The sequence below is a fragment of the Pseudomonas sp. NPDC087803 genome (assembly GCF_044742995.1).
In the GTDB taxonomy this organism is placed as follows: Bacteria; Pseudomonadota; Gammaproteobacteria; order Pseudomonadales; family Pseudomonadaceae; genus Aquipseudomonas.
In genome coordinates, this window is the sequence record NZ_JBIUVO010000002.1 from 175,324 (window position 1) to 197,628 (window position 22,305).

A 22,305-nucleotide genomic window follows, 5' to 3' on the forward strand; every position below is an offset into this window, starting at 1 on the left:
GGGGCGTATTGACCTCGATACAAATGAATTCACCGGCACGTCAATCGGCGTAACAAGGCAATCGGCAACCATCGTCAAACTGCCATGAAGCCGCGTCATAGTGCGCCTCTGGCGATTTGTATCGAGAATGTACAGAAATTGTAAGCGACTGCACCAAAAGGGTTGGTGCCATCACTGGGCCGGTAGATACTTCCCGGCATTCGAGTAGTCCAGCAAGGACATTTCATGGTTATTTCACAGGGAGTCTTCTCATGACGATCGGCATTGTCGGCGGCTGGGAGAGCAAGGCAGGGGTGCTGGTTCGCAATACAGGCGCGAAAAAGCAGGTGGCGCAGAGCGTCAAGGTGCAACAGATGCTGACCATGGTCGGCAACGATCCGAACGCGCTGAACACCGCTGAAATGGACAAGCAGGGCCTGCGCAAGAACATCAAGGGCTTCGATCCGGCGAACACTTCGGTCAAGCAACTGGGCAATCTGAGTGCCTTCCTGCGTGGCCGCGGGCTGATTTCGGAGATCACGTCCTTTACCTTGATGAACGCCGGCGACAAGTTCGACCGGTTCGGCGTGACCAAAGACGTCGATGCCAAATTCAATGCGCTGGAGTATTTCGCCACCCAGCTCGACGCGATCCAGACCAATGGCCTCAATGGCAACGCGTACGGCAAGAACCTGATCCCCGAATACAAGAAGGCGATCTACGTGCTGCAGAACCTGAAAACCTACGGTGAAGGCAATGCGCCGAAACCTGTGGATCAAGGCGTCAAGGCCAAGGCATAAGCCTTGAAAAAAAACGGCCCGCCCATTCTTTGGGCGGGCCGTTTGCGTTTCTGGCGTCGCTACTTTTTCGTCGGTCTAGCGAGCCTGATCCAGCAGGCGCTGCATGTGCGGACAGTGCAAGGTCAGCGTGGGTGGCTGATAGCCGCGATGAAACAGCGCCAGCCAGCCCTCGCTGCGCTCATCGGGAACAATTCCGGTGAAGGCAAACCCCACGCCGACCAGCTTGTGCAGTGACGAGGCAAAGCCCTGAGCCAGCCTGAGCCTGAGCGAAATCAGCCAGTGCGCCGGCAGTTGCAGCAACTGCTTGAGCAGGTCGTCATCGAGCGCCTTGAGTAGCACGTCATAGCGCCCCGCAGTCTGTTCAAAATGCACGCTCGGCCCCTTCCAGGGGGCGACCGTGTCAGTGGCGCCGAACACCGTCTGCAGATGCACCATCAGTTCGCGGCAATACGCCGGCCAGTCCAGTGCCGGCAGCGGTCGTCGATAGCCGTCGATGCTGCAGTGGCCGACCACAATCGTCTCTCGCCCCTGCGTACCGAAGGGCGAGGGGGCGTAGTCCGGCAACAGGCCGCTGCTGTGAAATCCAAGGCCGGCGGCCATGCGTTGGGTGTAGGGGTGATGGGTCACCTGTTTGATCGTCACGCCCCGACAATCAAGGGCCTGCGCATGAATCAGCAGTTGCCGACCCAATTGTGTGGCGATGTGTTGCCCGCGAGTCTGCGGGTGCACCACCGTCAGGGCCAGTTCCGCAAGCGCGCTGCGGCCAGACTGGCGAAACAGGCTGGCGTGGCCACGGATCTGCTCGTTGACCAACGCCACCAGCGAGTGCCAGCGACCTTGCCGATGGTTCTGGTTGATCATGCTCGGCAGGTAAACCTGCGGTTGTGGGTAATGGTCAGCATAAATCTCCTGGAACAGGCTGCTGACTGCCGGCGCATCGCTAATCCGGTAGCGTCGGATGATGACCGTGTCCATCAACCCTGCCTCTGGCTGAGGTGGTCATAAGCCCGGCGATCGACGACGCGCTGCTGTTTACCCGAGCGCGGATGACAGCTCAGCTCATCCCTCGCGCAGGCGACTACGTGCAGGTCGAGCAATTGCTCGGCGTGCAGTTGCTCGATCAACGGGTAGTGCTCGATCAGAGCGCAGCGCAGCCTTGCGCTGGCCAGAGCAACGTCAGGCGTGCGCGTACCCGGCACCCATTTGAGGCTCAGCAGGTCTTTTTTCCCTTGCTGTTCGATGAGCAGTTGCCAGTCATCACTGGCGCCGAAGGTGAGCACCTGTTCGCCGATATCGGCGGTGTCCAGGCTCAACACACCGACCCGCACACGCTGACTGTGCATGCTGCGGCCCATCAGGGCGAACTTGCGCATCGGCGTGCCGGGCGGTTCGCGCCAGCAGGCGAGGTCGCCGACGGGGTAGCGGATCACCGGCATCAGGCGTCGGGTCAGATTGGTCAGCACCAGCCGACCATTGCGGTTGCACGCGTCGATGACCTCGCCGCTCGCTTCATCGATGATCTCCAGCACGCTGTGACGTTGCAGCATCCGGTGTTCGCCCAAGGCGCAATCGCGGGCACTGATGCCGATCAGCCCGGCATCGACGCTGGCGTAGCCGATCGAAGCCATGCGCGCGTTGGGGAACACTCGTTGAAGCAACTGCTGTTGCGCGGCGAACAGGCTTTCCCCGCCGTAGAGCAGGGTTTCGACACCTTCCAGGGTCTGTGCGCGGCGCTCAAGCCAGGCGGCAAATTTCAGCAATTGCGCCGGCACGCCCGCCAGCACGTTGATGCGGTAGGCCACGATCGAATCGGCCAGCACGGTGCTGTCGACAGCGCCGGTGAACGGAAACTCGCTGACCGTTGTTTCGACATGCGTCAGGGCGCCATGCACGAACATGAAACTGGCATACAGGTCGCCGACGAAAAACAGGTTGGCGACGCGGTCGCCGGGGTTCAGTTGCGCGGTCAGCTGGCGGCCGAAATCACTCACCAGCGTCTGCCATTCCGCGCGGGTGAACAGCGACAGCTTGCCCGAGCCGGTGGTGCCCCCGGTCCTGAAGATCAGCGCGTCCTCCATGGGGCCCGTCAGTACCGGCCATTTTTGCGGATCGTGACTGCCGCGCCAGTATTGCTCAGGGTCAATCAGCGGCAGTTCGCTCAATACGCTGACGTGCGCGGCGACGTCCTTGAAATGCTCGCGCCAGAAATTGGAATGTCGGCGGGCGAAGCCGAGCAAGGCGTTCAAATCAACGGTTGTGGTCATGGTGTTTTCTTAGAAAAGTAGGCATGGGGCGCCAGCAGGCGCCCGTATTCAGCGGCGCGAATCAATCACCGGCGGCGTCTTGCCGCTGTGGCGGTTTCGGGAAAATTGCTCGGGGGCACACTGTTCGATGTCGATCGTGAGCAACCCGGTCTGCACCAGCGTGGTCAGCGCCAGATAGTCATGCAGCAGGCGATCGGCCTCGGCCGGCGCCAGAGGACAGCGCAGGCGCAGACGTTCCCGGCCGTCAGGGCCGTGGTCGAGGACCAGTTGAAACGGCGCTTGCAGGTGCTGCGCCAGGGTCTCCAGCGAAATGAAGTCGCTACCGATGCGCAGCAGCTTGCCGTGGCGTCCGAGCAGTTCGAAGCGCGGCGAAGTCAGACCGCAGGCGCACGGCCCGGCTAACCAGCGCCCGCTGTCACCGATGTCATAGCGCTGCACGGTCTGGCCCTGGCGTGCCCGGGAGCTCACTAACAGCCGGCCCGGTTCGCCGTCACGCACCGGCGCGTCCTGAGCAAAATCGACGATTTCCAGCTGCTGGATGTCGCTCATCAGGTGAAACACGCCATCTGCCGTGGCCGTACAGGCATGGCCCAACGGGCCGGCATCGACACTGCCGTAGATTGCCGAGCGAATCAGCCTGACGCCGCAGCCATGCAGCAATTGGCGGGTCGGCTCGCTCAGGTGTTCGCCACCGACAAACACTTTGTCGATCGCGCCGTAGCGGCGCAGCGTCTGCTGTTCGTTGAGAAACAGCCGGTGCAGGGTGCTGGGCATGCCGATCAGCACGCTGATCTGCTGGTCGACGATCAGTTGCGCGATTTCCCGGTAATCGTCATCCGCCGGAGCACCCATCGGCCAGTGTCGGGCTTCAAGTAGCTCCAGCACCTTGGCAAAACTGGAGAAACCGCCGTACAGCCCGCCGCTGAAGAACAGGTTCATGACCCTGTCCCGTGCCGGGTCGAGTCCGGCCGCCAGCAGACCATCAGCGGTGGCCCGCATCTGGCGCTGGAAATCGTGGTAACTGAAGCCGGAAAGCGCCGGTGTGCCACTGCTGCCTCCGGAGCGGAAATACAGCTGCGCCGCCGGGTTCTGCGGCTGACCGGTGAACGTAGCCTTGTCCATGATCGGCCCACCGGCCAGCGGCGCCGGGGGTGGTTGGCGATCCAGCGTGGCATGGTTTGCCAGTGAGTCTGGCGCCAGACTGACCGACACCCGCCGGCTCAAACGCTGCAGGGCGTAGACACCGTCGTGCGGTTCGCCATCGTAGCCATCGTGAATGGCGTCAATCGGCGCAATGCGGGTGACGCCGGCGGCAATCAGCGTCTGCGCCAGTTCGGCGAGCTGCGCCTCGGGGCACAACAGGGCACAGCTCTGCAGTACGTTGCGCCACGGCAGCAACCCGGCGCTGAGCCGTTCGCGGGGCAGGGGCTTGAGCAGCAGGCTGCGAAACAGCGCAGACGGTTCGAGCTGGCGGTCATGACGCCAGATCACCCGCCAGCCCGGAGCCTGCCAGACCCGGCCGGTGTGTCCGGCAAAGCTCTGTGCCAGGCGTGCCATGGCCGTGCCGGTGGTGATTTGCGAAGCTTCCGCCAGCGTCGGCGTGAGGGCCGGCCATTGTCCGGCGCGGCGTTCGAATGCGGCCGCCAGTTGCTCGCCGATCTCGCCGAGCACGGCACTGTCGTCACTGTCCACCAGCAGCCATTGCGGGCTGGAGCAGGCTTGCTGATCGAAGCGACAGACTTCATCCACCACCGCGTCGAGCAGTGCGGGCGAGACCACGCTCGGGGTCAGATAGACGAAACTGATGCGGTGCCCCCAGTCGATCCAGCGACAGCCTGCCGGCAGCTGTCGGCGGATGGCTTGCAAGGCGCTGTCGCCACCCCAGGCGGAAACGCCGTCGGCGTGCTGGCACAGCTGGCCGATTTGCCCGGTGGTGGCCGGCAACACCGCCACATGACCATTGAGCTGCCCGCTCGGGTCGCAGTCGAGCAGCGCCTGCAGCAGTTGCGCGGTAAAGCCGCCGTCGCTGCTGCTCGGGCGCAGCCAGTTGACGTTGCCGCACAACAGGCTCTCGATCACCGCGCAGAACGCCAGCAAAGGGGCGTTGCCCGGGGTGATATGCACCACCAGACCCAGTGGACTCCAGCGCTCGAAGCGCGACTGTCGATAGTCGATGCGCCGCAGTGAGTCGGGTTGCGGGCCGAGTTCACGCTCAAGCTTGGCCAACAGCGCGGCGGGCTGGCAGAAGTCGACCAGTGCCTGGCGTTGCCCTTCGTCGAGTGCCAGCGCCAGAGGCTGCTGTTGCAGACGTTCGGCGAACGCCTTGGCCGCCGTCAGCAACGTGGTGCTGGCGAGTGGAGTCTGCAACCGTTGCGGCAACTCCAGCTGAAGTTGTTGCAAGGCGTCATCCAGCGTGCAATCGCGGTTCAGTTGTCCGTTGATCAAGTACATCTCAGTGTCTCCCCAGCAGTTCGGACGCGGCCATCGCGCAGCTTCTCGCCGCAGCGGTACCGGCGCGGCCATGCAGTTGGAACCAGTCGCCGGGCAGGCCGCAGTCGCAACTTGTGCCTGGGTGCAGCGTGGCGAGGTCGCTCATGACTACCGAATGCGCCGGGCTCGAGGAAATGTAGGGCGACACCGGATTCAGCAGGCCGGGTTGCCCATACGGCAGCACCGAAAGGTCCACCGGGCTGCGCACGTAGACTTGCGAATAGACCGGCACGTGAAAGTGATGGTGGGCACATTCGATGTAGGGCACCGCGTGTTCGACGGCGCCATAACCATCGCGGCAGTGCTGAACCGCGATACCCAATTGCTGCTCGATCCGCGCATACAACTGGTGTTTGGGCACCTCTTCGGCGGCCCGGGTCTTCCAGCCACCGCCGAAAAATGCCAGCGATTCCGCCGGCAGTTTTACCGCTGGCACCGCCGTGGCGCGCATGCGCTGCAAGGTTTCCCAGAGAAACGCCGGAAACCCGAAGATGCGCACCGGCAGACCTTCTTCGGCAAATGCCTGCAAGGCCGTCATCACGCCGAACAGATCGAACCGGTGACCGTCGCCGTCCGCCCGCAGCGCGTAAACCAGCCGATTGACCGGGGCGAAGCTGCACAGGAACTGATCGGTGAACGAGGTGCCGAGGGTGATCCGCTCCTGCGGTTCGTAGCTCAGCAGCAGGTAATTGCAGGGCGTATGCGGGGTGATCCAGCCGTACTCGGCGAAAATCCGCTCGACCATGTGCTGCGCGGCCCCCAGGCTGCGCGCGTCGTAGCGCATGCGGCTCCGCTGGCCGCTGGTGCCGGAGGACGTCAGTTCCAGGGCGTCCGCGCCAGTGGAACTGAGCAGCAAATGCTGTTTGAAGAAACTGGCGAAAATCGGCGGCAGTCGCGACCAGTCATCGAAGCTTTGCAGGTCGCTGGCTTCGACGCCATTGGCGTTGAGCCAGTGCTCATACCCAGGGGTCTGCTCAATGTGAAAGCGGCTGATTTCGCTCATCGCTCGATCAAACAGGCCCGGCGCCACGGAGTCCGGGCAATAGGCCGCCGTTGACGCACAGAGTGCGTCGCTGTGAGGGAAAAGGTGCATTTAGTTGACGTCCTCTGGTGTAGCCAATGCGAGGGTGGTGGGTGTGGACAGGCGCAGAAAGCGCAGAATGAGTGGCAGGCACAACAAGCCGCCAAGTGCTGCCCACAGGGCGAAACTTGCGAGACTGGCGGCGCCGCCGATGGCGGCGATCAGCGAACCGCCGGCGCCCATCACGACAATCGAGAGCATGCCGATGGTCGCGGACACCAGACCTTTGCTGTCATCGCTGGCGAACAGCGCCAGCCGGTACAGCGCCGCGTTGCTCATGCCCAGGCCTGTGGCATACAGCGACAAGCTGGCAATCAGCAATGGCAGCGCCGCGTTCGCCAGCGCGGTGCCGATCAATGCGATCAGGCCCAGGCACAACGGCCAGAGCGCGAAGCGGATGACCTGGGGCAATGAGTGGCTGACGAGCAGCCGGTCGAGGATCAGATTGCCGGCAATCACGGCACAGAAGACCGGTACTTGCCACAGGCCATATTCGCGTGCGGACAAGCCCAGCAACTGCATCAACAGCAGTGGCGACAGCCCGATCCAGGCAATCAGCGGCAGGCTCATCAGGCCCAGGGCGACGTTGGCGCAGAGGAAACGGCGGTTGCCGAGCAGTGCGAGATAGCGCTGTCCGATCTCCCGGACGTTGAACGCAACGGGCGCCTGTTGCTGGCCGTCGTTGCGCAGCACACCGATTGTCTCGGGCATGCACAGATAGAGCCCGAGCCAGGCAACGGCCGCCGCCAGGCCCAGTCCAAGAAACAGCGTTCGCCAGTTCAGCCATTCGAGTAACAGGCTGCCGAGCAATGGTCCGAGCAACGGCGACAGCAGCGCGACATTGCCCAGCAGCGCCATCAGGCGTACGGCATCGGCTTCACGGAAGACTTCCTGCAGGGCCGGATAGCTGACGGCCACAACGAAGCCCAGGCCCATCCCCTGTATCAGGCGCAACAGGTTGAACGCTTCGATGCTGTGGGTAATGAAGGTCGCGGCGCAGGCCACGCCGAACAGCATGCACCCGCTCAACAGCAGGCGCCGCCGGCCAAAGCGGTCGGAGAGCGGACCGATCAGCCATTGCAGGCAGACCCCGCCGAGCAGGTACAGATTGAAGGCGTACGGTACATGCCGCGTGTCAGCGTCGAACTCCGAGGTCACAGCCAGCATCGCCGGCATGATCAGGTCACTGGCCATGTAGGTCAGCAGTTCGAAAAGGGTGATGCCCAGACAGAAGACGAGCGCTTGTCCGGGGCTGATATCAAGCAGGGTTCTTTGCATGCGCGAGTGAGCTCGTGGGTCGATTTCAGAAGCGCAGAGGGTAGGGCGGCGGAGCGGGGGATTTACATCAACTTGGTATGACGGGAAATATCAAAAATGTACAGAGTATTGCGGGGTAAAAAGTCCTACGAGGGTGTGGGTAAATGTCCTATTTGCAACGGGTAAATAGCGAACAGAAAACGCCTACTTTTCAGTAGGCGCGGACGTTGTGGTAACACGTTTTGTGACGTTTGCTCGTTGAGCCATCACCTATCGATGCTGGTAATAACCGGGACCTTCCTGATAGCGATGGTGGTCGTCGTGCCAACCGCCGTGAGGGAAAATGATGCAGCCACTCATGGTCAGTACGGCCAGGACGGGAATCAGCCAGGTGATTCGACGGAACATTTCAAAAATCCTCATGGTTACGCCGTCATGAAGCCAAATCTCTTCATCGGCTGTAACATGAGACCGCGTTCGCCCCGGCCCATCCCCGCAACACGGTATGAGCATGGCATGCAACCGGATACAAACCGGATACATTTGAAAGTTTCAGGAACCCGCAATGACCCAGAAGCAACGTTTGAAATACTCGATACTGATCGCCCTGTCGGTGCTGGCGATCATGCTCGGCCTGTCCTGGCTGCAGAATGCCGGGATGATCAGTCAGAAGATGTTCCAGTACATCGCCATCGGTGTGGCGGTAGTCGTGGTGGTGATCAACGGGGTGATGCGCCGCAAGGTCAAACCCTGACGGCGATCGCGGGACGCTTCAATCGTGATTGAGCACGGCGGCAGCCTGCGGATGCAGGCTGTAACTTTTGTCCGGGTTGAAGGTGACTACACCTTCGGCGCACAGACGCTTCAACACTTCGCGCACGCTGAGAAAGGACAGCGGAATATCCAGGTCCAGCAGTTGGCTGTGCACCCCACGCACGCCCAGGCGCCGATCGCTTTGCGCGGCCACCAGCAGGGCGTCGATGACTTTCAGGCGAATCAGACTGGTGCGCAGGCCGAAACTCTTGAGCAGCAGGCGAATGCGCTCATTGCCCAATCGTTCGGGGCTGGGTGCGAAACTGCTCGCGCGAGGGCTCATGGAAGCTCCTTGTGATGCCTGGCTACCGTCCGTTGGTAGTTGCGAGTTGTACATGGGGTTACTCCTTTTCAGAGTGTGTTTTCAGCGCCTGATCAGCAAACGGTTTGGCTGCTCTCAGTAAACAAGACGTTTCAGCACGACAAATCATGAAAGAAAATATGTAGAAAATTTGTCGCATATTCGTTGTTTTCCCGTAATCACTGGCTCGCCCCGGCATTCATGGGGCTAAATTTTTTTTCCCGCATTCGTTTCCTGAACAGTCGTCTTGCGCCCGGGCGCAGGCCTCAACTTCAGACCGGATCCGCTGCTTGCGCAACGCACGCGCCGATCTGGTCCTTTCGATCAGGAGCGAGTGTGATTATTTCCAGACAGTTAACCGGGCTGGCCCTCGCCAGTGCATTTCTCGGGCTCAGTCTGTCGGCCCATGCGTTCAGCCCCGCCACCCAGGCCAGCGCCGATATCCGCCGCACCTCGTTTGGCGTGCCGCACATCCGCGCCGAGAACGAACGCGGTCTGGGGTTCGGCATCGGTTATGCCTACGCGCAAGACAACCTGTGCCTGCTGGCCAACGAGATCGTCACGGTCAATGGCCAGCGTTCGCGCTATTTCGGGCCGGATCAACTGACCGTCGAAGAACGCGAGAATCGGGTCAGCGATCTGTTCTTCACCTGGCTCAATACTCCGCAAGCGGTGCAGGCGTTCTGGGACGCGCAATCGAGCGAAGTGCGCGACCTCGTGCAAGGCTACGCCGCCGGCTACAACCGCTATCTGGCCGAGCGTCGCCAGCAAGGCCTGCCGCAGCAATGTCAGGGTGAATGGGTACGTGACATCGCCGCCGAGGACCTGGTCAAACTGACCCGCCGGTTGCTGGTCGAGGGCGGGGTCGGGCAGTTCGCCGAAGCGCTGGCCGGGGCGACGCCGCCGCAGGCCACGGCGCAGGCTGGCAGCAGTGCGCAGGCTTATCAGGTTGCGGACGCGCGCCTGCAGCGCTTCGCCCTGGATCGCGGCAGCAACGCCGTGGCGGTCGGCAGCGAGCGCTCCTTCAATGGTCGCGGCATGTTGCTGGCCAACCCGCATTTTCCGTGGGTCGGCGGCATGCGTTTTTATCAGATGCACCTGACCATTCCCGGCAAGCTCGATGTGATGGGCGCGGCACTGCCGGGGTTGCCGATGATCAATATCGGGTTCAACCAGCATCTGGCCTGGACCCACACCGTCGATTCATCCAAGCATTTCACCCTGTATCGCCTGCAACTCGATCCCAAAGACCCGACACGCTATCTGCTCGACGGCAAATCGGTGCCTCTGAGCAAGCAGAGGGTGACCGTGCAGGTCAAACAGGCGGACGGGCAGGTGGTGCCGGTTGCGCGTGACCTCTACAGCTCGCAGTTCGGCCCGATCGTGCAATGGCCGGGCAAGCTCGACTGGGATAACCAGTACGCCTACAGCCTGCGCGATGCCAACCTGGAAAACGATCGCGTGCTGAAACAGTGGTACGCCATGAATCAGGCGTCGAGCCTCAAGGATCTGCAAGATTCGGTGCACAAGATCCAGGGCATCCCGTGGGTCAACACGCTGGCTGTGGATGACCAGGGCCAGACGCTGTACATGAACCTGTCGGTGGTGCCGAACGTCAGCGCCGACAAACTGGCCAAGTGCAGCGACCCGCGCATCGGCGTGCAGATGATCGTGCTGGACGGTTCCAACAGCGCTTGCGCCTGGGATATCGATCCGCAGGCCGCGCAGAAGGGCATCTACGCCGCGAGCCAGCTGCCGCAACTGTTGCGCAAGGACTTCGTTCAGCACTCCAACGATTCGGCGTGGCTGGCCAACCCGGCACAACCGCTGACCGGGTTCTCGCCGCTGATCAGCCAGGACGGCCAGCCGCTGGGCCTGCGCTCGCGCTTTGCGCTGGAGCGCCTGACCACTCTGGGCAAAAAGGCGCCGCTGGCGGTGAAGGATCTGCAACAGATGGTGATGGACGACAACGTCTATCTGGCGAGCCAGGTGCTGCCCGATCTGCTGAAGTTCTGCGCGGCTGACCTGGGAGCGGATGCAGCCTCGCTGAAGCCGGTTTGCGCCAGCCTCAAGGCTTGGGACGGTCGGGCGAATCTGGATTCCGGTACCGGGCTGGTGCACTTCCAGAACATCATGCAAACCCTGCAAGAGTCGCCGGATGTATGGCGCGTGGCGTTCGATCCGCAAGATCCGCAGCACACCCCGCGCGGGCTGGCGATCGAGCAACCGGCGGTGGGCAAGGCATTGCGTGAAGCGATGCTGGCATCGCTGCAAACCACCAGCAAAATGGGCCTGAAATCCGACACCCGCTGGGGCGACATTCAGGTGGTGAGCAGCGGCGGTCAGCAAACCGCGATTCACGGCGGGCCGGGTACTCTGGGGATCTACAACGCGATCCAGAGTGTGCCGCGTGAAGACGGCAAACTCGAAGTGGTCAGCGGCACCAGTTACCTGCAAGTGGTGAGCTTCGACGACAAGGGCCCGCACGCCCAGGGGCTGCTGGCGTTCTCGCTGTCCAGCGACCCAGAGTCGAAATACTCCCGCGACCAGACCGAGGCTTTCTCGAAGAAACAGTGGAGCGTGCTGCCGTTTACCGAACAGCAGATTGCCGCCGATCCGCAGTATCAGGTGCAGACCGTGCGTGATACGTCCGGCAAGGGTGCCGAGGTGGTTGTGCAGTAAGTCGTCCGCAACGAAAAAGCCGCTGCCCCTCGAACAGGGACAGCGGCTTTTTTATTGCCTGGAACGGGTCATGACGGGGTTCAGCTTTTTGGCGGCTGCCGTGGTATCGAGTTGATCACCGGATCACCCTCGGTGTTGCGCGTCAGGTACACCGGCAGCACTTTGGGTAGGGTGTTGACGAGGCCGTTCAACTCTTTGATGTTGTACACGCCGCCGACGCGGATCGCGCCGGTGCTGGCGTCGGCGAGTTTCAGCGGTTTGTTCAAATAACGATTGATCAGCGGCAAGGCGTCGTTCAGCGCCAGGTTGTCGAGTACCAGTTTGCCGCTGCGCCAGGCCAGTGCGTTGTCGTTGGCGTAGGTCTGGCTGATCTGTGGCATGTAGTCGCCGTGCCGGTACTGCGCTTGCATGGCCGGCCCCAGGCGCAAACCATCGCCGGGCAGTGCGGCGTTACTGGTCACCAGTACCGAGCCTTCGATCAGGTTGACCCGCACCTGATCTTCATAGAGCCAGACATTGAAGCGGGTACCGGTCACGCGGATCTTGCCCTCGGCGGCCCGGACCACGAACGGGTGGGTGAGGTCGTGACTGACTTCGAAAAACGCCTCGCCCTTTTTCAGCGTGACCCGGCGCTCGTCCTTGTAATTGCTGAAGGTCAGCTCGGTATTGAGGTTGAGTTCGACCTGGCTGCCGTCCTTCAGGGTCACCTGACGGACATTGTCGCTGGCTTCGAAGCGCTGGTAGCTGTTGGGCAGCCAGCCGAGGTTCCAGCCGCTGTAGGCGGCCAGCGGTAGTGCGAGGGCGCAGACGCTGGCAGCGATGGCATAGCGACGCCAGGCCGGGGCCGGTTTGTTCAGCGGCACACTCGGGGTCGGCTGCGGACGCGGCAAGTGTTCGGCTACGTCCCAGATTTCCAGCATGGCCTCATATTCGAATGCATGCAGCGGATGGGCGTCACGCCATTGCTCGAAAGCCAGCTGCTCCTCGGCAGAGCAGTCGGCAGCGTGCAGACGCATGCACCAATGCGCGGCGGCATCGGTGATCGCATCGTATTCGGCTTCCGAGAGGGATTCTTGGGTCATTGACTCGTCCTGATTTGCTGCATTCTAACCTTGCGGGCAAGGCGCCGAGAACATCCGTCATGGCAATTGCCCATCAAAGTGGAACTTATTTTTCCGTCAGACGCCCAAAAACGGGACATCCGACGAACATCATCCACAAATGGAGTGAAAAAATGATCAAAAAAACCTTTGCCGCTGTTGTTGCCACTGCTGCCTTGTTCAGCGCCGGTGCCGCCATGGCTGATCGTCCCGGTGCGGGCTGGGTCACCATCGAGAAGGCGATCGAGATCGTGAAGACCAAGGCCGGTTACGTTGAAGTCTATGAGATCGAAGCGGACAACGATGGCTACTGGAAAGGCGAGGGCCGCAAGGCTGATGGCTCCGTTTATGAATTCCGTATTGATGGCGCGTCGGGCAACGTACTGCGCGATCAGAAAGACTGATTTTCACGGGCAATAAACCGATGCGCAGGCTGCACAGGCCTGCGCATTTTTTTTGCTCAGGGTGCACTGTCCGGGTTGGCGACCGGGTCGAGCTGGCGCCCCATCTCGCCAATCAGGAAGGCAATCGAATCGGCGTTGCGCAAGATCGTGTCGATGCGCGGATGCGGGTTCGCCGGGTCGAGAAATACCTTTCGGGCCTCCTCCATGTCAGGGCTGCGTGTGACCTTGAGGATTTCCTTGGCGACATGCGCAAGGCCCGGGATTTCATCCAGATCGACCCACTCCCGCAGCTCGTCGCTCCAGCGTGCGAACAGCTCTTCGCGCGGCGTGCCCAGCGACAAGGCCTCGCGCTGGAATTGCGTCTGGTTGTGCTTCATCACCGCGCCGTAGCCGGTTACCGTGGAAATCAGGTCAGTGAACGGGCGCCGCGCTTCGAGGCTGGCAATGTCCACGGCTTTGCTGGCCTGATGGGCCAGCTCATGGATCAGCGTCGAAGCCCGCGCATGCCCTTCGACATTGAACGGCTCAGTCAGGCCAACCTTGTACCAGTCCAGATCCTGATGGAAGTACTTCTCGGTGAAATGCACTTTCTTGCGCGAGTCGTCATCCAGCACGAAAGCAATCAGCCCGGTATTGCGAAAGCGGTTTGAGCCGACGACAAACCGCTCGCTATCCAGCAGATCCTCGGTAGGGTCCACCAGCGCATTGCAGACCGGCACGATGGCCTGCCTGAGCTTGTCGAGAATGGTCGTATCGATCTGTTCGGCATCAAAGAACGCCTTGAGGAACGTATCCAGACGAGTGCCGCTGCGCTGGTTCTTTTGCTGTGCCAGATTGTGCAGACAGTTGAACGCGTAGAACCGCGCCAGATCGACGGCCTCGGTGAGCATGCGTGCCTTGTCCGGGTGGCGGGCACGAATCTGTTCCATGCCCTGTGCCTCGATGTTCAGCCAGATCCGGCGTTCGCGATCGTTGGTGTAGCGGTTGTACATTTTCGACATGGCTTTGCCCCAGTGCACCGTGTGCCGATCCGGGTCCAGCACCAGCTTGCCAGACGCAGTGGGTTGCAGCACCGGGCCCGGCTGTTCCGCGTCCTTGATCTGCCAGACCGCGCCCGGCTTCTCCACGGGATAGACTTTGCCCGAGACGGGTGCGTAAGTCTGCCGCGTCGCAAGGTCGGTATAGGTGCCGTTCGCCGGTACCGGCGTCAGGTCCTTGAGTGCCACGTCCTTTGCCTCGAAGGGTTGCAGCGAAGTGCGTAGCGGGTCGGTGGTGTGGATGTCTTGCAGCTCCGGCGCACTGAGCACGCTGGGCTGCGGAGCCGGCGGCGTCACTGCCTGGGCCTCGAGGTTGGACTCCAGTGACAGGCGTCCGAGGGAAACCATCTGCACCGCGCCGGCGATAAATGCCTCGAGTGCACGCTTCCAGTGGTGATCCTGCAACGCTTCGGCGGAGGTCATGAAGTCCTTGAAGCTTTGCCAGAGAAACTGCACATAGGCCAGTTTGCCGGGGAGCAGGCCCCAGATCAGCTTGATCCCTTTGCTGAACAGGTTTTTCGCCGCGTCCCAGTCCTCTTGCGCCGAGGGCTGGGCGTGGGCGGCGAGCAACTTGGGCAGCAACGCGAGGTTATCGCTGAACAACTGCCGAAGCAGGTTGCCCTGGATCGGATTCGACGCCAGGGTCATTTCACTGGTCCGGCCAACGCTGCTGTTGAATAACGCCGTGAAGATCGACTGCTGAGCTTGCGGCAAACGTCGCAGCAACAGGTCTTGCAGGGCGCCCGGAATGTTCAGTGCGGCGATCAGTGCGGCTTCGTTCTCGAACTCGCTGAAGGCCTGTTCGCCGTGATACGGCGTATAGAGCACCAGCGGCCCGACATGGCCGGCGCCCGGGCCGATCAGGTACATGCCCAAGGCTTTGACCGCCGCCGCGCCGTCGGTTTTGATCAGTTCCAGCGGGCGGATCAGCGCATGGGCACCTTGCACTGTGGCGCGGGCGATGGCATCCGGCATGTCGAGCACCTGGGTGATCAGTCCGAAGGCGGCGGCAGACAGACGTTGCTGCAGTTTCAACTGATGGGCATGTTGCAGCAGTTGCCAGGGTAACTGGCGCAGAAAACGCTGTTGGCGCTGTTCGGTCTCGGTATCCGTGGCGGACAGGGCGGCCGTGATTTTGCTGGCGAAAGTGGTCGGAATGTCCAGGGACAACAGCAGGCTTCTGATGGCCTGCTGGTCGAGTCTTGCCGGCAGCGCTTCGTGGGTGTTCGACGCCACGGTAAACGAGGTGTGTTGGGCGATGTGGCTGTAGTTCAAGGCGAAATCGGTCAGGCTCATGTGCGGGCCGGCCAGCGTGAGTGCCGGGATGATCCGCACCTGTTCGGGATCGATATGGTGTGCCTGGAACCGGCTGGACAGCAGGCTGGTGAGGGTTTGCTGAATGTGCTCACGCAGGCTCGGCAAGGCATGCAGGTAATCCTTGTCGTCGCTGACGCTGTTACGCCATTGCTCCAGCAGTTCAAGGTGCAACTGCTGCTCCTCGAGCGTCGCCATGCCCAGCCAGCCGGGCAGGGAGTGCCGCTCGCCGAGCGCTCGGGCCAACGCGCTGGCCCGTTGCAGGTTGGTGTTGATCGGGGTGGCGGCCAGGGATTTCAGCAGCTGTTCCTGCTTGCGCACGGGCAACTTCAGTTGGCGGGCCCGCTCACAGCGCTCGAGAAACTGCGTGATCGCCGTCTGCACGCGATCCTGCAGGACATTCCCGGTGATCAGGCGCAAAGGGCCGAGGCGATAGTCCTGATGCAACCCGTCGAGCAGCGGTGAGAGGTTTTCCAGCAACACCTGACGTTTTTCCGGGTTGAGCAAACGCCGGTCAAGGGTTTTGCGGGCACTGTCGACGGAGGCAAATACTTCCAGACCCAGGGCCGGCGTCCACAGCAGCGCACGTCCCGAGTGTTGTTCATCGAGGCCGCCGCGTTCCGTCAGCAGAACGCAGCTGGCCAGTGGCAGCGCCTCGGTCTGGCCGCTGCCGAACAGGGTCAGCGACCAGGCATCGGGGCGAAACCCTTTGAGCCCGCGACGCTGGGCGCGATCCGCCAGCGTGGGGTCGAACACGGTGTCGACGATGGCCTGAACCTGGCGACTCAGGCTGCCATCGAGTACGCGCAAGCGTGCCTCTCCACAGACACCGACGAACAGCGTATGCGCAAGCTGCGGCATGAGCTGTTGCAGATAGCTGCGTTGCAGGCTATGCGGGGTCAGTGGTTGCGCGGCGAAAAGGCTGCTGATTGACGGCAGGATGCTGGCGAATTTCTTGACCTCGCCTGCAGCAGCGTTGGCCAGCAACATTGACGGTAACTGGCTGCCGCCGAGCACAGGCCGGATACTCCAGCGACCACGGGTATCGAGCGCCAGCAAGCGATCATGGATCATCGAACGGATGTCCAGCGCCTTGTCGAACAACGCGGGAATGTTTACCGAGTCGTCGCTGTGGCGGAACATCTGCAAGGCGTATTCGATGTTCTGCCGCTGCTTGGTGATGATGCTTTCGAAGAGCACGCTGAAGATGTCGCCGGCGATTATTTCGCCGGAAACATGGGGCTTGTCGAAGCCGAGAAAACGCTGGCGCTCTTCCAGGTTCAACAAGCCATAGAGCTCGTCTTCGTGTCCGCTACTGGCGAACTTGGCGAGCAAGGTGTCTTTGAGGTCCTTGTAGTCCCTGAGAACCTGCAAGCCATGCGAAGGGGTGTAAAGGCAGGCATCGGTGTGGCTGATCATCAGCGAGCCGGCCAGTTCGACGAAGTTGGCCTGGTATTCCCACAGTCGTACCGTTTCCAGGGTGGCGCGGCGTCCTGAGTGGTCGTTGACCTCGACCCAGGTCAGCAGGCTGTCGAACTTTGCGGCGTCGATGATCCCGGCTTCGCGTTTGAGCAGAATGTCGGCCAGGGCCTGTTGCCGGATCGTTTGACTGAACAGGTTGCGGCGCGACATGCCGTCTGCGGAGGGGGCGTTCCAGTAGTGCTCGAGGTGTTGGTAGAGCAGCGCCAGCAGCTTGCCGGAGGCGGTTTCGACCGCCTGTGCCCAATGGGCCTGATCACTGGCCAGCTCAGGCCTGCGCGGGTTGGAAAACCTGCGGGTCTGGCGCTCCGCCCTGCCGCGTTGACGATAGTGCCGGAGTACGGCGTTGACCAGTGACAGGGTTTCGAGGGGGTGTCCCGCATCGCCGGGAGCAACATCGGTGTAGAAACTGACCAGGGTTTGCGCTTGATCCGTGCCGGGCATCCGTGCACTCAATTGTTGCTCAAGGAGGGTCTCAAGCACGGTTCCAAGCCCGGGCAGACGCAGCAGTTCATCGAGTAACGCCTGGGCGTTGAGCTGCTGGCAGTGCTCGATGGCGCTCCGTTGCTCGTCGAATATGTCGCCCTCGATGAGCTGGTAGGTCACGCTGACAGGGCCGTTTTCCAACAGGCGCTTGCGCTGCGAAAAGGCCAGAAAGGCCAACAGCCGATCCGTCTCGTCGGCCTGGTTGAGCCGCTGTTCGAGGTGTTCGGTCACGGCGCGGAAGGTGGCGAATTTTTTCAGGCCGTCGAATGGCGTGTAGAGCATGAAGCCGCGATCCTCAGGCGTGGGGCTGAGAATGAAACTGCCGGCGAGGGTCACGTTTGGCGGGTCTTCGCTGTTGAGCAGGATGCGGTGGGCCAGCATCGGCGGGGTCTGCTGGCTGCGCAACAGATGGGTCGCCAGTTGCACGTCGGTCAGCCACTGAAAATCCCGCAGCGACAGGCCATGGGCAGCGCGCAGCGCAGGCCACAGCCCAGGTGAATCGACAAAGGAGGAGAACAACAGCGGGGGAGCAGGTGCAGGCATCATCGCGTCTCGATCTGGGCACACTCGGGTGCACCGGTGAATTGAGACGCCAGCCTAAAAGCCGAACGGATGACGAAGGTGGTACATAGTTACCGCACAGGCGACGCGCAAATGTGCTGGCTGCGTCGCGCAGCACTGCAATGGTTGACAGCACCGGGGCCGGACGTGGTTAATCGGCGAGCAAGCTGTTCGTACGCTGTTGTTCCCTCCAATAATTAGTCTGGAGCTTCAGATGTCTGCGCCACACGAATCCGTGTCTTCCCCTGCGTCCACGCTCTCGTTCGAAGCGCTGACGCAACTGCTTGAAAAGATTTTTTTGCGCCATGGGACGTCGGCGTCCGTCGCCCGCACCCTGGCCGCCAATTGCGCCAGTGCCGAACGCGACGGTGCGCACAGTCATGGCGTGTTCCGCATTCCCGGCTATGTCTCGACGCTCAACAGCGGCTGGGTCAATGGTCTGGCTGTGCCACAGGTCGAGGACGTCGCCTCCGGTTTTGTGCGGGTCGATGCCGGCAACGGTTTCGCCCAGCCAGCGCTGGCCGCCGCCAGACCGCTGCTGGTGGAGAAGGCGCGCAGTGCCGGGATTGCGGTGTTGGCGATTCGTAACTCCCATCACTTTGCGGCGCTGTGGCCGGATGTCGAGCCATTCGCCGAAGAAGGGCTGGTGGCGCTCAGCGTGGTCAACAGCATGACGTGCGTGGTGCCACATGGCGCCGACCGGCCGCTGTTCGGCACCAACCCGATTGCCTTTGCTGCGCCGCGGGCCGGTGGTGCGCCGATTGTCTTCGATCTGGCGACCAGCGCCATTGCCCATGGCGATGTGCAGATTGCCGCGCGCAAGGGTGAACGCCTGCCAGCGGGGATGGGTGTGGATGGCCTTGGGCAGGCGACTCAGGATCCGAAAGCGATTCTTGAGGGCGGCGCGCTGTTGCCGTTTGGCGGCCACAAGGGCTCGGCGCTGTCGATGATGGTTGAGTTGCTGGCAGCGGCACTGACCGGCGGCAATTTTTCCTTCGAGTTCGACTGGTCGAACCATCCGGGGGCCAAGACCCCGTGGACCGGGCAACTGCTGATCGTTATCGATCCGAGCAAATCCGCCGGACAGGGTTTTGCCGAGCGCAGCGAAGAGCTGGTGCGGCAGATGCATGGGGTGGGGTTGAAGCGCTTGCCGGGTGATCGTCGGCATTTGCAGCGCGCACGGTCGCTGGCCGAAGGAATTGTGCTGGATGAGCCGACGCTGAGGCAGTTGCGCGAATTGGCCGGGGAATAATTGGCAGAGAACAAATGTGGCAAGGGAGCTTGCTCCCGCCGGGTCGCGAAGCGGCCCCCCTTTGTCTACTTGAGAACAGGGGGACTGCTGCGCAGTCCAGCGGGAGCAAGCTCCCTCGCCACAGGTTTATTGTCAGAGGTCGATCAACGAGTTGTGATGGATGAGCAGACGCTGAGGCAGTTGCGCGAATTGGCCGGGGACTAATTGGCAGAGAACAAATGTGGCGAGGGAGCTTGCTCCCGCCGGGTCGCGAAGCGGCCCCCTGTGTCTACTTGAGAACCAGGGGGACTGCTGCGCAGTCCAGCGGGAGCAAGCTCCCTCGCCACAGGTTTATTGTCAGACGTCGATCAACGACGACCGAGCAGCAAGCCCACTACCAGACCAAAACCGGCGGAAATCGCCACGGTCTGCCATGGATGGCCGCCAATGTAGGTCTCAGTGGCTTCGACCGCCGGTTTGGTGCGCTCACGCACGCTCGATACCGAATCCAGCGCCTGTTGCAGCTTCAGGGCGATTTGTCCGCGCAGGGTCTCGGCTTCCTCGCCAACCAGTGAGGCGCTGCTCTTGAGCAGTTTGTCCGACTCTTCGATCAGTGCCTGGAGTTCACTGAAGGCTTGATCCTTGATTTGGTCTTCGACGGCTTGCACGCGGGATTTGCGGGCCATTGGGTGACTCCTTGCAGATGGATGAACAGTGTTCAATGGAGTGTGGCGCTGCCTGAAAAGTTGCACTGATTTTAGGCGCGAAAGAAAAACCTGCGCGGGAGATTTCCGCCGAGCGTGTAAGATGTCGCCATTTTACGCAGCAGGTATTTCCCCATGAGTTTCAATCTGGCCGACAAATCCCTCGCCGAGCGCGCTGCGCTGGAAGACGAGAAATCCCGTCTGTTCGAACTCTGGCAGAACAATCTGGGCAAAGCCAAAGGCGAAGCCGCGCGGTTGTTCGGCGAACGCTCCAAGCGCAAGGGCAAATGGGCCGAGTGGGTGCGCGCCGAGCTGGATGGCATGTCCCCGCCGGAATTCGCCAACATGGTGCGCAGCGAGGTCAATCGACTGATGGCGGCCAACAAGTAACAGCGCCTCAGTCGGTGATGAAACAGCCGACAATCGCCTCACGCACCTTGATCACCACCGGATCGATCTGCGTGCTGGTCCGCCAGCCCAGTTCGATCGGGTAGCGCGGCAACGCCAGCGGGCAGGGCAGCAGCGCCAGCCCGCTGAGCTCGGCAATGGCCCTGGCGGCATGGCTCGGGATGGTTGCCACCGCGTCGCTGCCTTTGAGCAGATGCGGAAGGGCGGCAAAGTGCGTGGTCGACGCGCAGACCCGCCGGCTCAGGCCCAGCGCCGCCAAGCCCTCATCAGTGATGCCGATAAAACCGCCCGAGGACACCAGAATGTGTTCGCGGGCGACGAATTCCGGCAAATCGATGCGCTGTTGACCTGGCGCCAGACCGCGCGGATCGACCAGACACGCATAATCCCCTTCAGCCAATACCTGACGACTGAGCAGACGCTCGGCGAAACCGCCGGCGGTGATCGCCAGGTCGATGCTGCGCTCCATCAGCGCGCGAGCGACGATCTGGCTGTGGGTCTGGCGGAAAATCAGCCGTAGCTTGGGCGCGCTGCGAGCGATGGCTTCGATCAGGCGCCGGCCGTAGGCAATTTCAAAATCATCCGACAGGCCCACGGTGACTGAGCGACCGTCGTAGTGATGGGCCGACGGGTCGACCATCGCCAGGCTTTGCCGGCATTTGTTCAGCGCCTCGCTGACCACCGGTTTCAGTTGATTGGCCTTGAGCGTTGGCGCCAGTCCCCGGCCGGTACGCACGAACAATTGATCGCCGTATACCTCGCGCAAGCGGCGCAATGCCGCGCTGACCGCCGATTGCGTCACGCCCAGGCGCAGCGCCGCACGGCTGGCGCTGGACTCTTCATGCAAGGCTTCGAAAACTTTCAGCAGGTTCAAGTCGACGGTGGCGATATTCATTTGGCTCATATCAATCAGCAGTGAATCGGTCTTTATTCATGATCCCGCGCCGCCGCAGAATCGGCAACACTTGAACCCGATGGAGTGACTGCAATGCCCACATCAATCGTCGCCGCCCTGCAGATCGGCGCCTTGCCCGGTGGCAAGGGTGAAACCCTGGAACAGATCCTCAGTTGGGAAACCGCGATCAGCGAGTCCGGCGCAGCGCTGGTGGTGATGCCGGAGGCGTTGCTTGGCGGCTACCCGAAAGGTGAAGGTTTCGGCACGCAACTGGGTTATCGCTTGCCCGAGGGACGCCAGGCCTACGCCCGGTACTTCGCCAACGCCATTGACGTGCCGGGAGCAGAAACCGAAGCACTGGCCGGTTTGTCGGCGCGCACCGGGGCCAATCTGGTGATCGGCGTGATCGAGCGCGCCGGCAGCACCTTGTATTGCACGGCGCTGTATTTCGATCCGCAAGCGGGGTTGGTGGCCAAGCATCGCAAACTGATGCCGACCGGCACCGAACGGCTGATCTGGGGCAAGGGCGATGGCTCGACGTTGCCGGTGCTCGACACTCAGGTCGGCAAGCTCGGTGCGGTGGTCTGCTGGGAAAACATGATGCCGCTGCTGCGCACGGCGATGTATGCCAAAGGCATTGAAGTCTGGTGCGCACCGACGGTGGACGAGCGCGAGATGTGGCAGGTCAGCATGCGTCACATTGCCCACGAGGGTCGCTGCTTTGTGGTCAGTGCCTGTCAGGTACAGGCTTCGCCGAACGAACTGGGCGTGGACATTGCCAACTGGCCGGCGGATCGGCCGTTGATTGCCGGCGGCAGCGTGATCGTCGGGCCGATGGGCGATGTGCTGGCCGGGCCGTTGCGTGGCGAGGCGGGGTTGCTCGCGGCTGAGATTGACACCGATGAACTGATTCGGGCGCGCTATGACTATGACGTGGTCGGCCACTATGCGCGGCCGGATGTGTTTGAGCTGAGTGTCGATGAGCGCGCCAAACCGGGGGTGCGCTTCACCGCATAACC

Annotated in this window: 18 protein-coding genes; 7 read left to right on the top strand and 11 right to left on the bottom strand. The window is 61.9% G+C overall.

The window, feature by feature from the left end:
• The first annotated feature begins 251 nt into the window (after window positions 1-251).
• Complete coding sequence (locus ACIOUG_RS03855) at window positions 252-779, top strand: hypothetical protein (RefSeq protein WP_003224565.1); 528 nt, start codon at window positions 252-254, stop codon at window positions 777-779.
• Window positions 780-854: 75 nt separating this feature from the next.
• Here ACIOUG_RS03855 and ACIOUG_RS03860 read toward each other — a convergent pair whose 3' ends face one another.
• From ACIOUG_RS03860 to ACIOUG_RS03885, 6 genes are all read right to left on the bottom strand, one after another.
• Window positions 855-1,754: a GNAT family N-acetyltransferase gene (locus ACIOUG_RS03860; protein WP_401062657.1), complete on the bottom strand. Its 900-nt coding sequence runs from the start codon at window positions 1,752-1,754 to the stop codon at window positions 855-857.
• A complete protein-coding gene (locus tag ACIOUG_RS03865; RefSeq protein WP_401062659.1) occupies window positions 1,754-3,043 on the bottom strand; it encodes a phenylacetate--CoA ligase family protein in 1,290 nt (429 codons plus the stop codon). The genes ACIOUG_RS03860 and ACIOUG_RS03865 overlap by 1 nt, the downstream gene beginning before the upstream one ends.
• Window positions 3,044-3,091: 48 nt before the next feature.
• Entirely contained in the window at window positions 3,092-5,494 is a 2,403-nt protein-coding gene (locus tag ACIOUG_RS03870) for an aldehyde dehydrogenase family protein (protein ID WP_401062661.1), read from the bottom strand.
• A 1-nt stretch (window position 5,495) separates the two neighbouring features.
• Window positions 5,496-6,626 (bottom strand): acyl-protein synthase, encoded by a 1,131-nt coding sequence (locus ACIOUG_RS03875; protein ID WP_401062663.1) that lies wholly within the window; start codon window positions 6,624-6,626, stop codon window positions 5,496-5,498.
• Window positions 6,627-7,892, bottom strand: coding sequence for an MFS transporter (locus ACIOUG_RS03880; RefSeq protein WP_401062664.1), 1,266 nt, complete (start codon window positions 7,890-7,892; stop codon window positions 6,627-6,629).
• A gap of 249 nt (window positions 7,893-8,141) precedes the next feature.
• The gene (locus tag ACIOUG_RS03885) at window positions 8,142-8,279 is read right to left on the bottom strand and encodes a hypothetical protein (RefSeq protein ID WP_401062666.1); all 138 of its coding nucleotides are present in this window, start codon (window positions 8,277-8,279) and stop codon (window positions 8,142-8,144) included.
• Window positions 8,280-8,436: 157 nt separating this feature from the next.
• Between ACIOUG_RS03885 and ACIOUG_RS03890 the strand changes: the two genes are divergently transcribed.
• Complete coding sequence (locus tag ACIOUG_RS03890) at window positions 8,437-8,625, top strand: hypothetical protein (protein ID WP_047602259.1); 189 nt, start codon at window positions 8,437-8,439, stop codon at window positions 8,623-8,625.
• Between the two features lie 18 nt (window positions 8,626-8,643).
• Here the strand turns inward: ACIOUG_RS03890 and ACIOUG_RS03895 are convergent, their stop codons facing one another.
• Window positions 8,644-9,021 (bottom strand): fe2+ zn2+ uptake regulation protein, encoded by a 378-nt coding sequence (locus ACIOUG_RS03895; RefSeq protein WP_401062668.1) that lies wholly within the window; start codon window positions 9,019-9,021, stop codon window positions 8,644-8,646.
• A gap of 300 nt (window positions 9,022-9,321) precedes the next feature.
• Here ACIOUG_RS03895 and ACIOUG_RS03900 point away from each other — a divergent pair, with 300 nt between their 5' ends.
• Window positions 9,322-11,667, top strand: a complete 2,346-nt coding sequence (locus ACIOUG_RS03900; RefSeq protein ID WP_401062670.1) for an acylase — start codon at window positions 9,322-9,324, stop codon at window positions 11,665-11,667.
• 80 nt (window positions 11,668-11,747) lie between these two features.
• Here the strand turns inward: ACIOUG_RS03900 and ACIOUG_RS03905 are convergent, their stop codons facing one another.
• Entirely contained in the window at window positions 11,748-12,749 is a 1,002-nt protein-coding gene (locus ACIOUG_RS03905) for a FecR family protein (RefSeq protein WP_401062672.1), read from the bottom strand.
• Window positions 12,750-12,901: 152 nt separating this feature from the next.
• Between ACIOUG_RS03905 and ACIOUG_RS03910 the strand changes: the two genes are divergently transcribed.
• Window positions 12,902-13,171, top strand: a complete 270-nt coding sequence (locus tag ACIOUG_RS03910) for a PepSY domain-containing protein (RefSeq protein ID WP_103483325.1) — start codon at window positions 12,902-12,904, stop codon at window positions 13,169-13,171.
• Between the two features lie 56 nt (window positions 13,172-13,227).
• Here ACIOUG_RS03910 and ACIOUG_RS03915 read toward each other — a convergent pair whose 3' ends face one another.
• On the bottom strand, window positions 13,228-18,030 hold the full coding sequence (locus tag ACIOUG_RS03915; RefSeq protein WP_401062674.1) for a hypothetical protein: 4,803 nt from the start codon (window positions 18,028-18,030) through the stop codon (window positions 13,228-13,230).
• Between the two features lie 232 nt (window positions 18,031-18,262).
• Here ACIOUG_RS03915 and ACIOUG_RS03920 point away from each other — a divergent pair, with 232 nt between their 5' ends.
• Window positions 18,263-19,300 carry an Ldh family oxidoreductase gene (locus ACIOUG_RS03920; protein WP_401062675.1) on the top strand — a complete coding sequence of 346 codons (1,038 nt, stop codon included), beginning with the start codon at window positions 18,263-18,265 and terminating at the stop codon, window positions 19,298-19,300.
• A gap of 347 nt (window positions 19,301-19,647) precedes the next feature.
• Here ACIOUG_RS03920 and ACIOUG_RS03925 read toward each other — a convergent pair whose 3' ends face one another.
• The gene (locus tag ACIOUG_RS03925; protein ID WP_401062676.1) at window positions 19,648-19,965 is read right to left on the bottom strand and encodes a YqjD family protein; all 318 of its coding nucleotides are present in this window, start codon (window positions 19,963-19,965) and stop codon (window positions 19,648-19,650) included.
• A 153-nt stretch (window positions 19,966-20,118) separates the two neighbouring features.
• Here ACIOUG_RS03925 and ACIOUG_RS03930 point away from each other — a divergent pair, with 153 nt between their 5' ends.
• Window positions 20,119-20,373 carry a hypothetical protein gene (locus ACIOUG_RS03930; protein ID WP_003224595.1) on the top strand — a complete coding sequence of 85 codons (255 nt, stop codon included), beginning with the start codon at window positions 20,119-20,121 and terminating at the stop codon, window positions 20,371-20,373.
• Between the two features lie 7 nt (window positions 20,374-20,380).
• On the opposite strand, the gene ACIOUG_RS03935 is transcribed toward ACIOUG_RS03930, so the two are convergent.
• A complete protein-coding gene (locus ACIOUG_RS03935) occupies window positions 20,381-21,295 on the bottom strand; it encodes a LysR family transcriptional regulator (protein ID WP_401062678.1) in 915 nt (304 codons plus the stop codon).
• An 84-nt stretch (window positions 21,296-21,379) separates the two neighbouring features.
• Here ACIOUG_RS03935 and ACIOUG_RS03940 point away from each other — a divergent pair, with 84 nt between their 5' ends.
• Window positions 21,380-22,303: a carbon-nitrogen hydrolase family protein gene (locus ACIOUG_RS03940; protein WP_401062679.1), complete on the top strand. Its 924-nt coding sequence runs from the start codon at window positions 21,380-21,382 to the stop codon at window positions 22,301-22,303.
• Window positions 22,304-22,305: the final 2 nt, after the last annotated feature.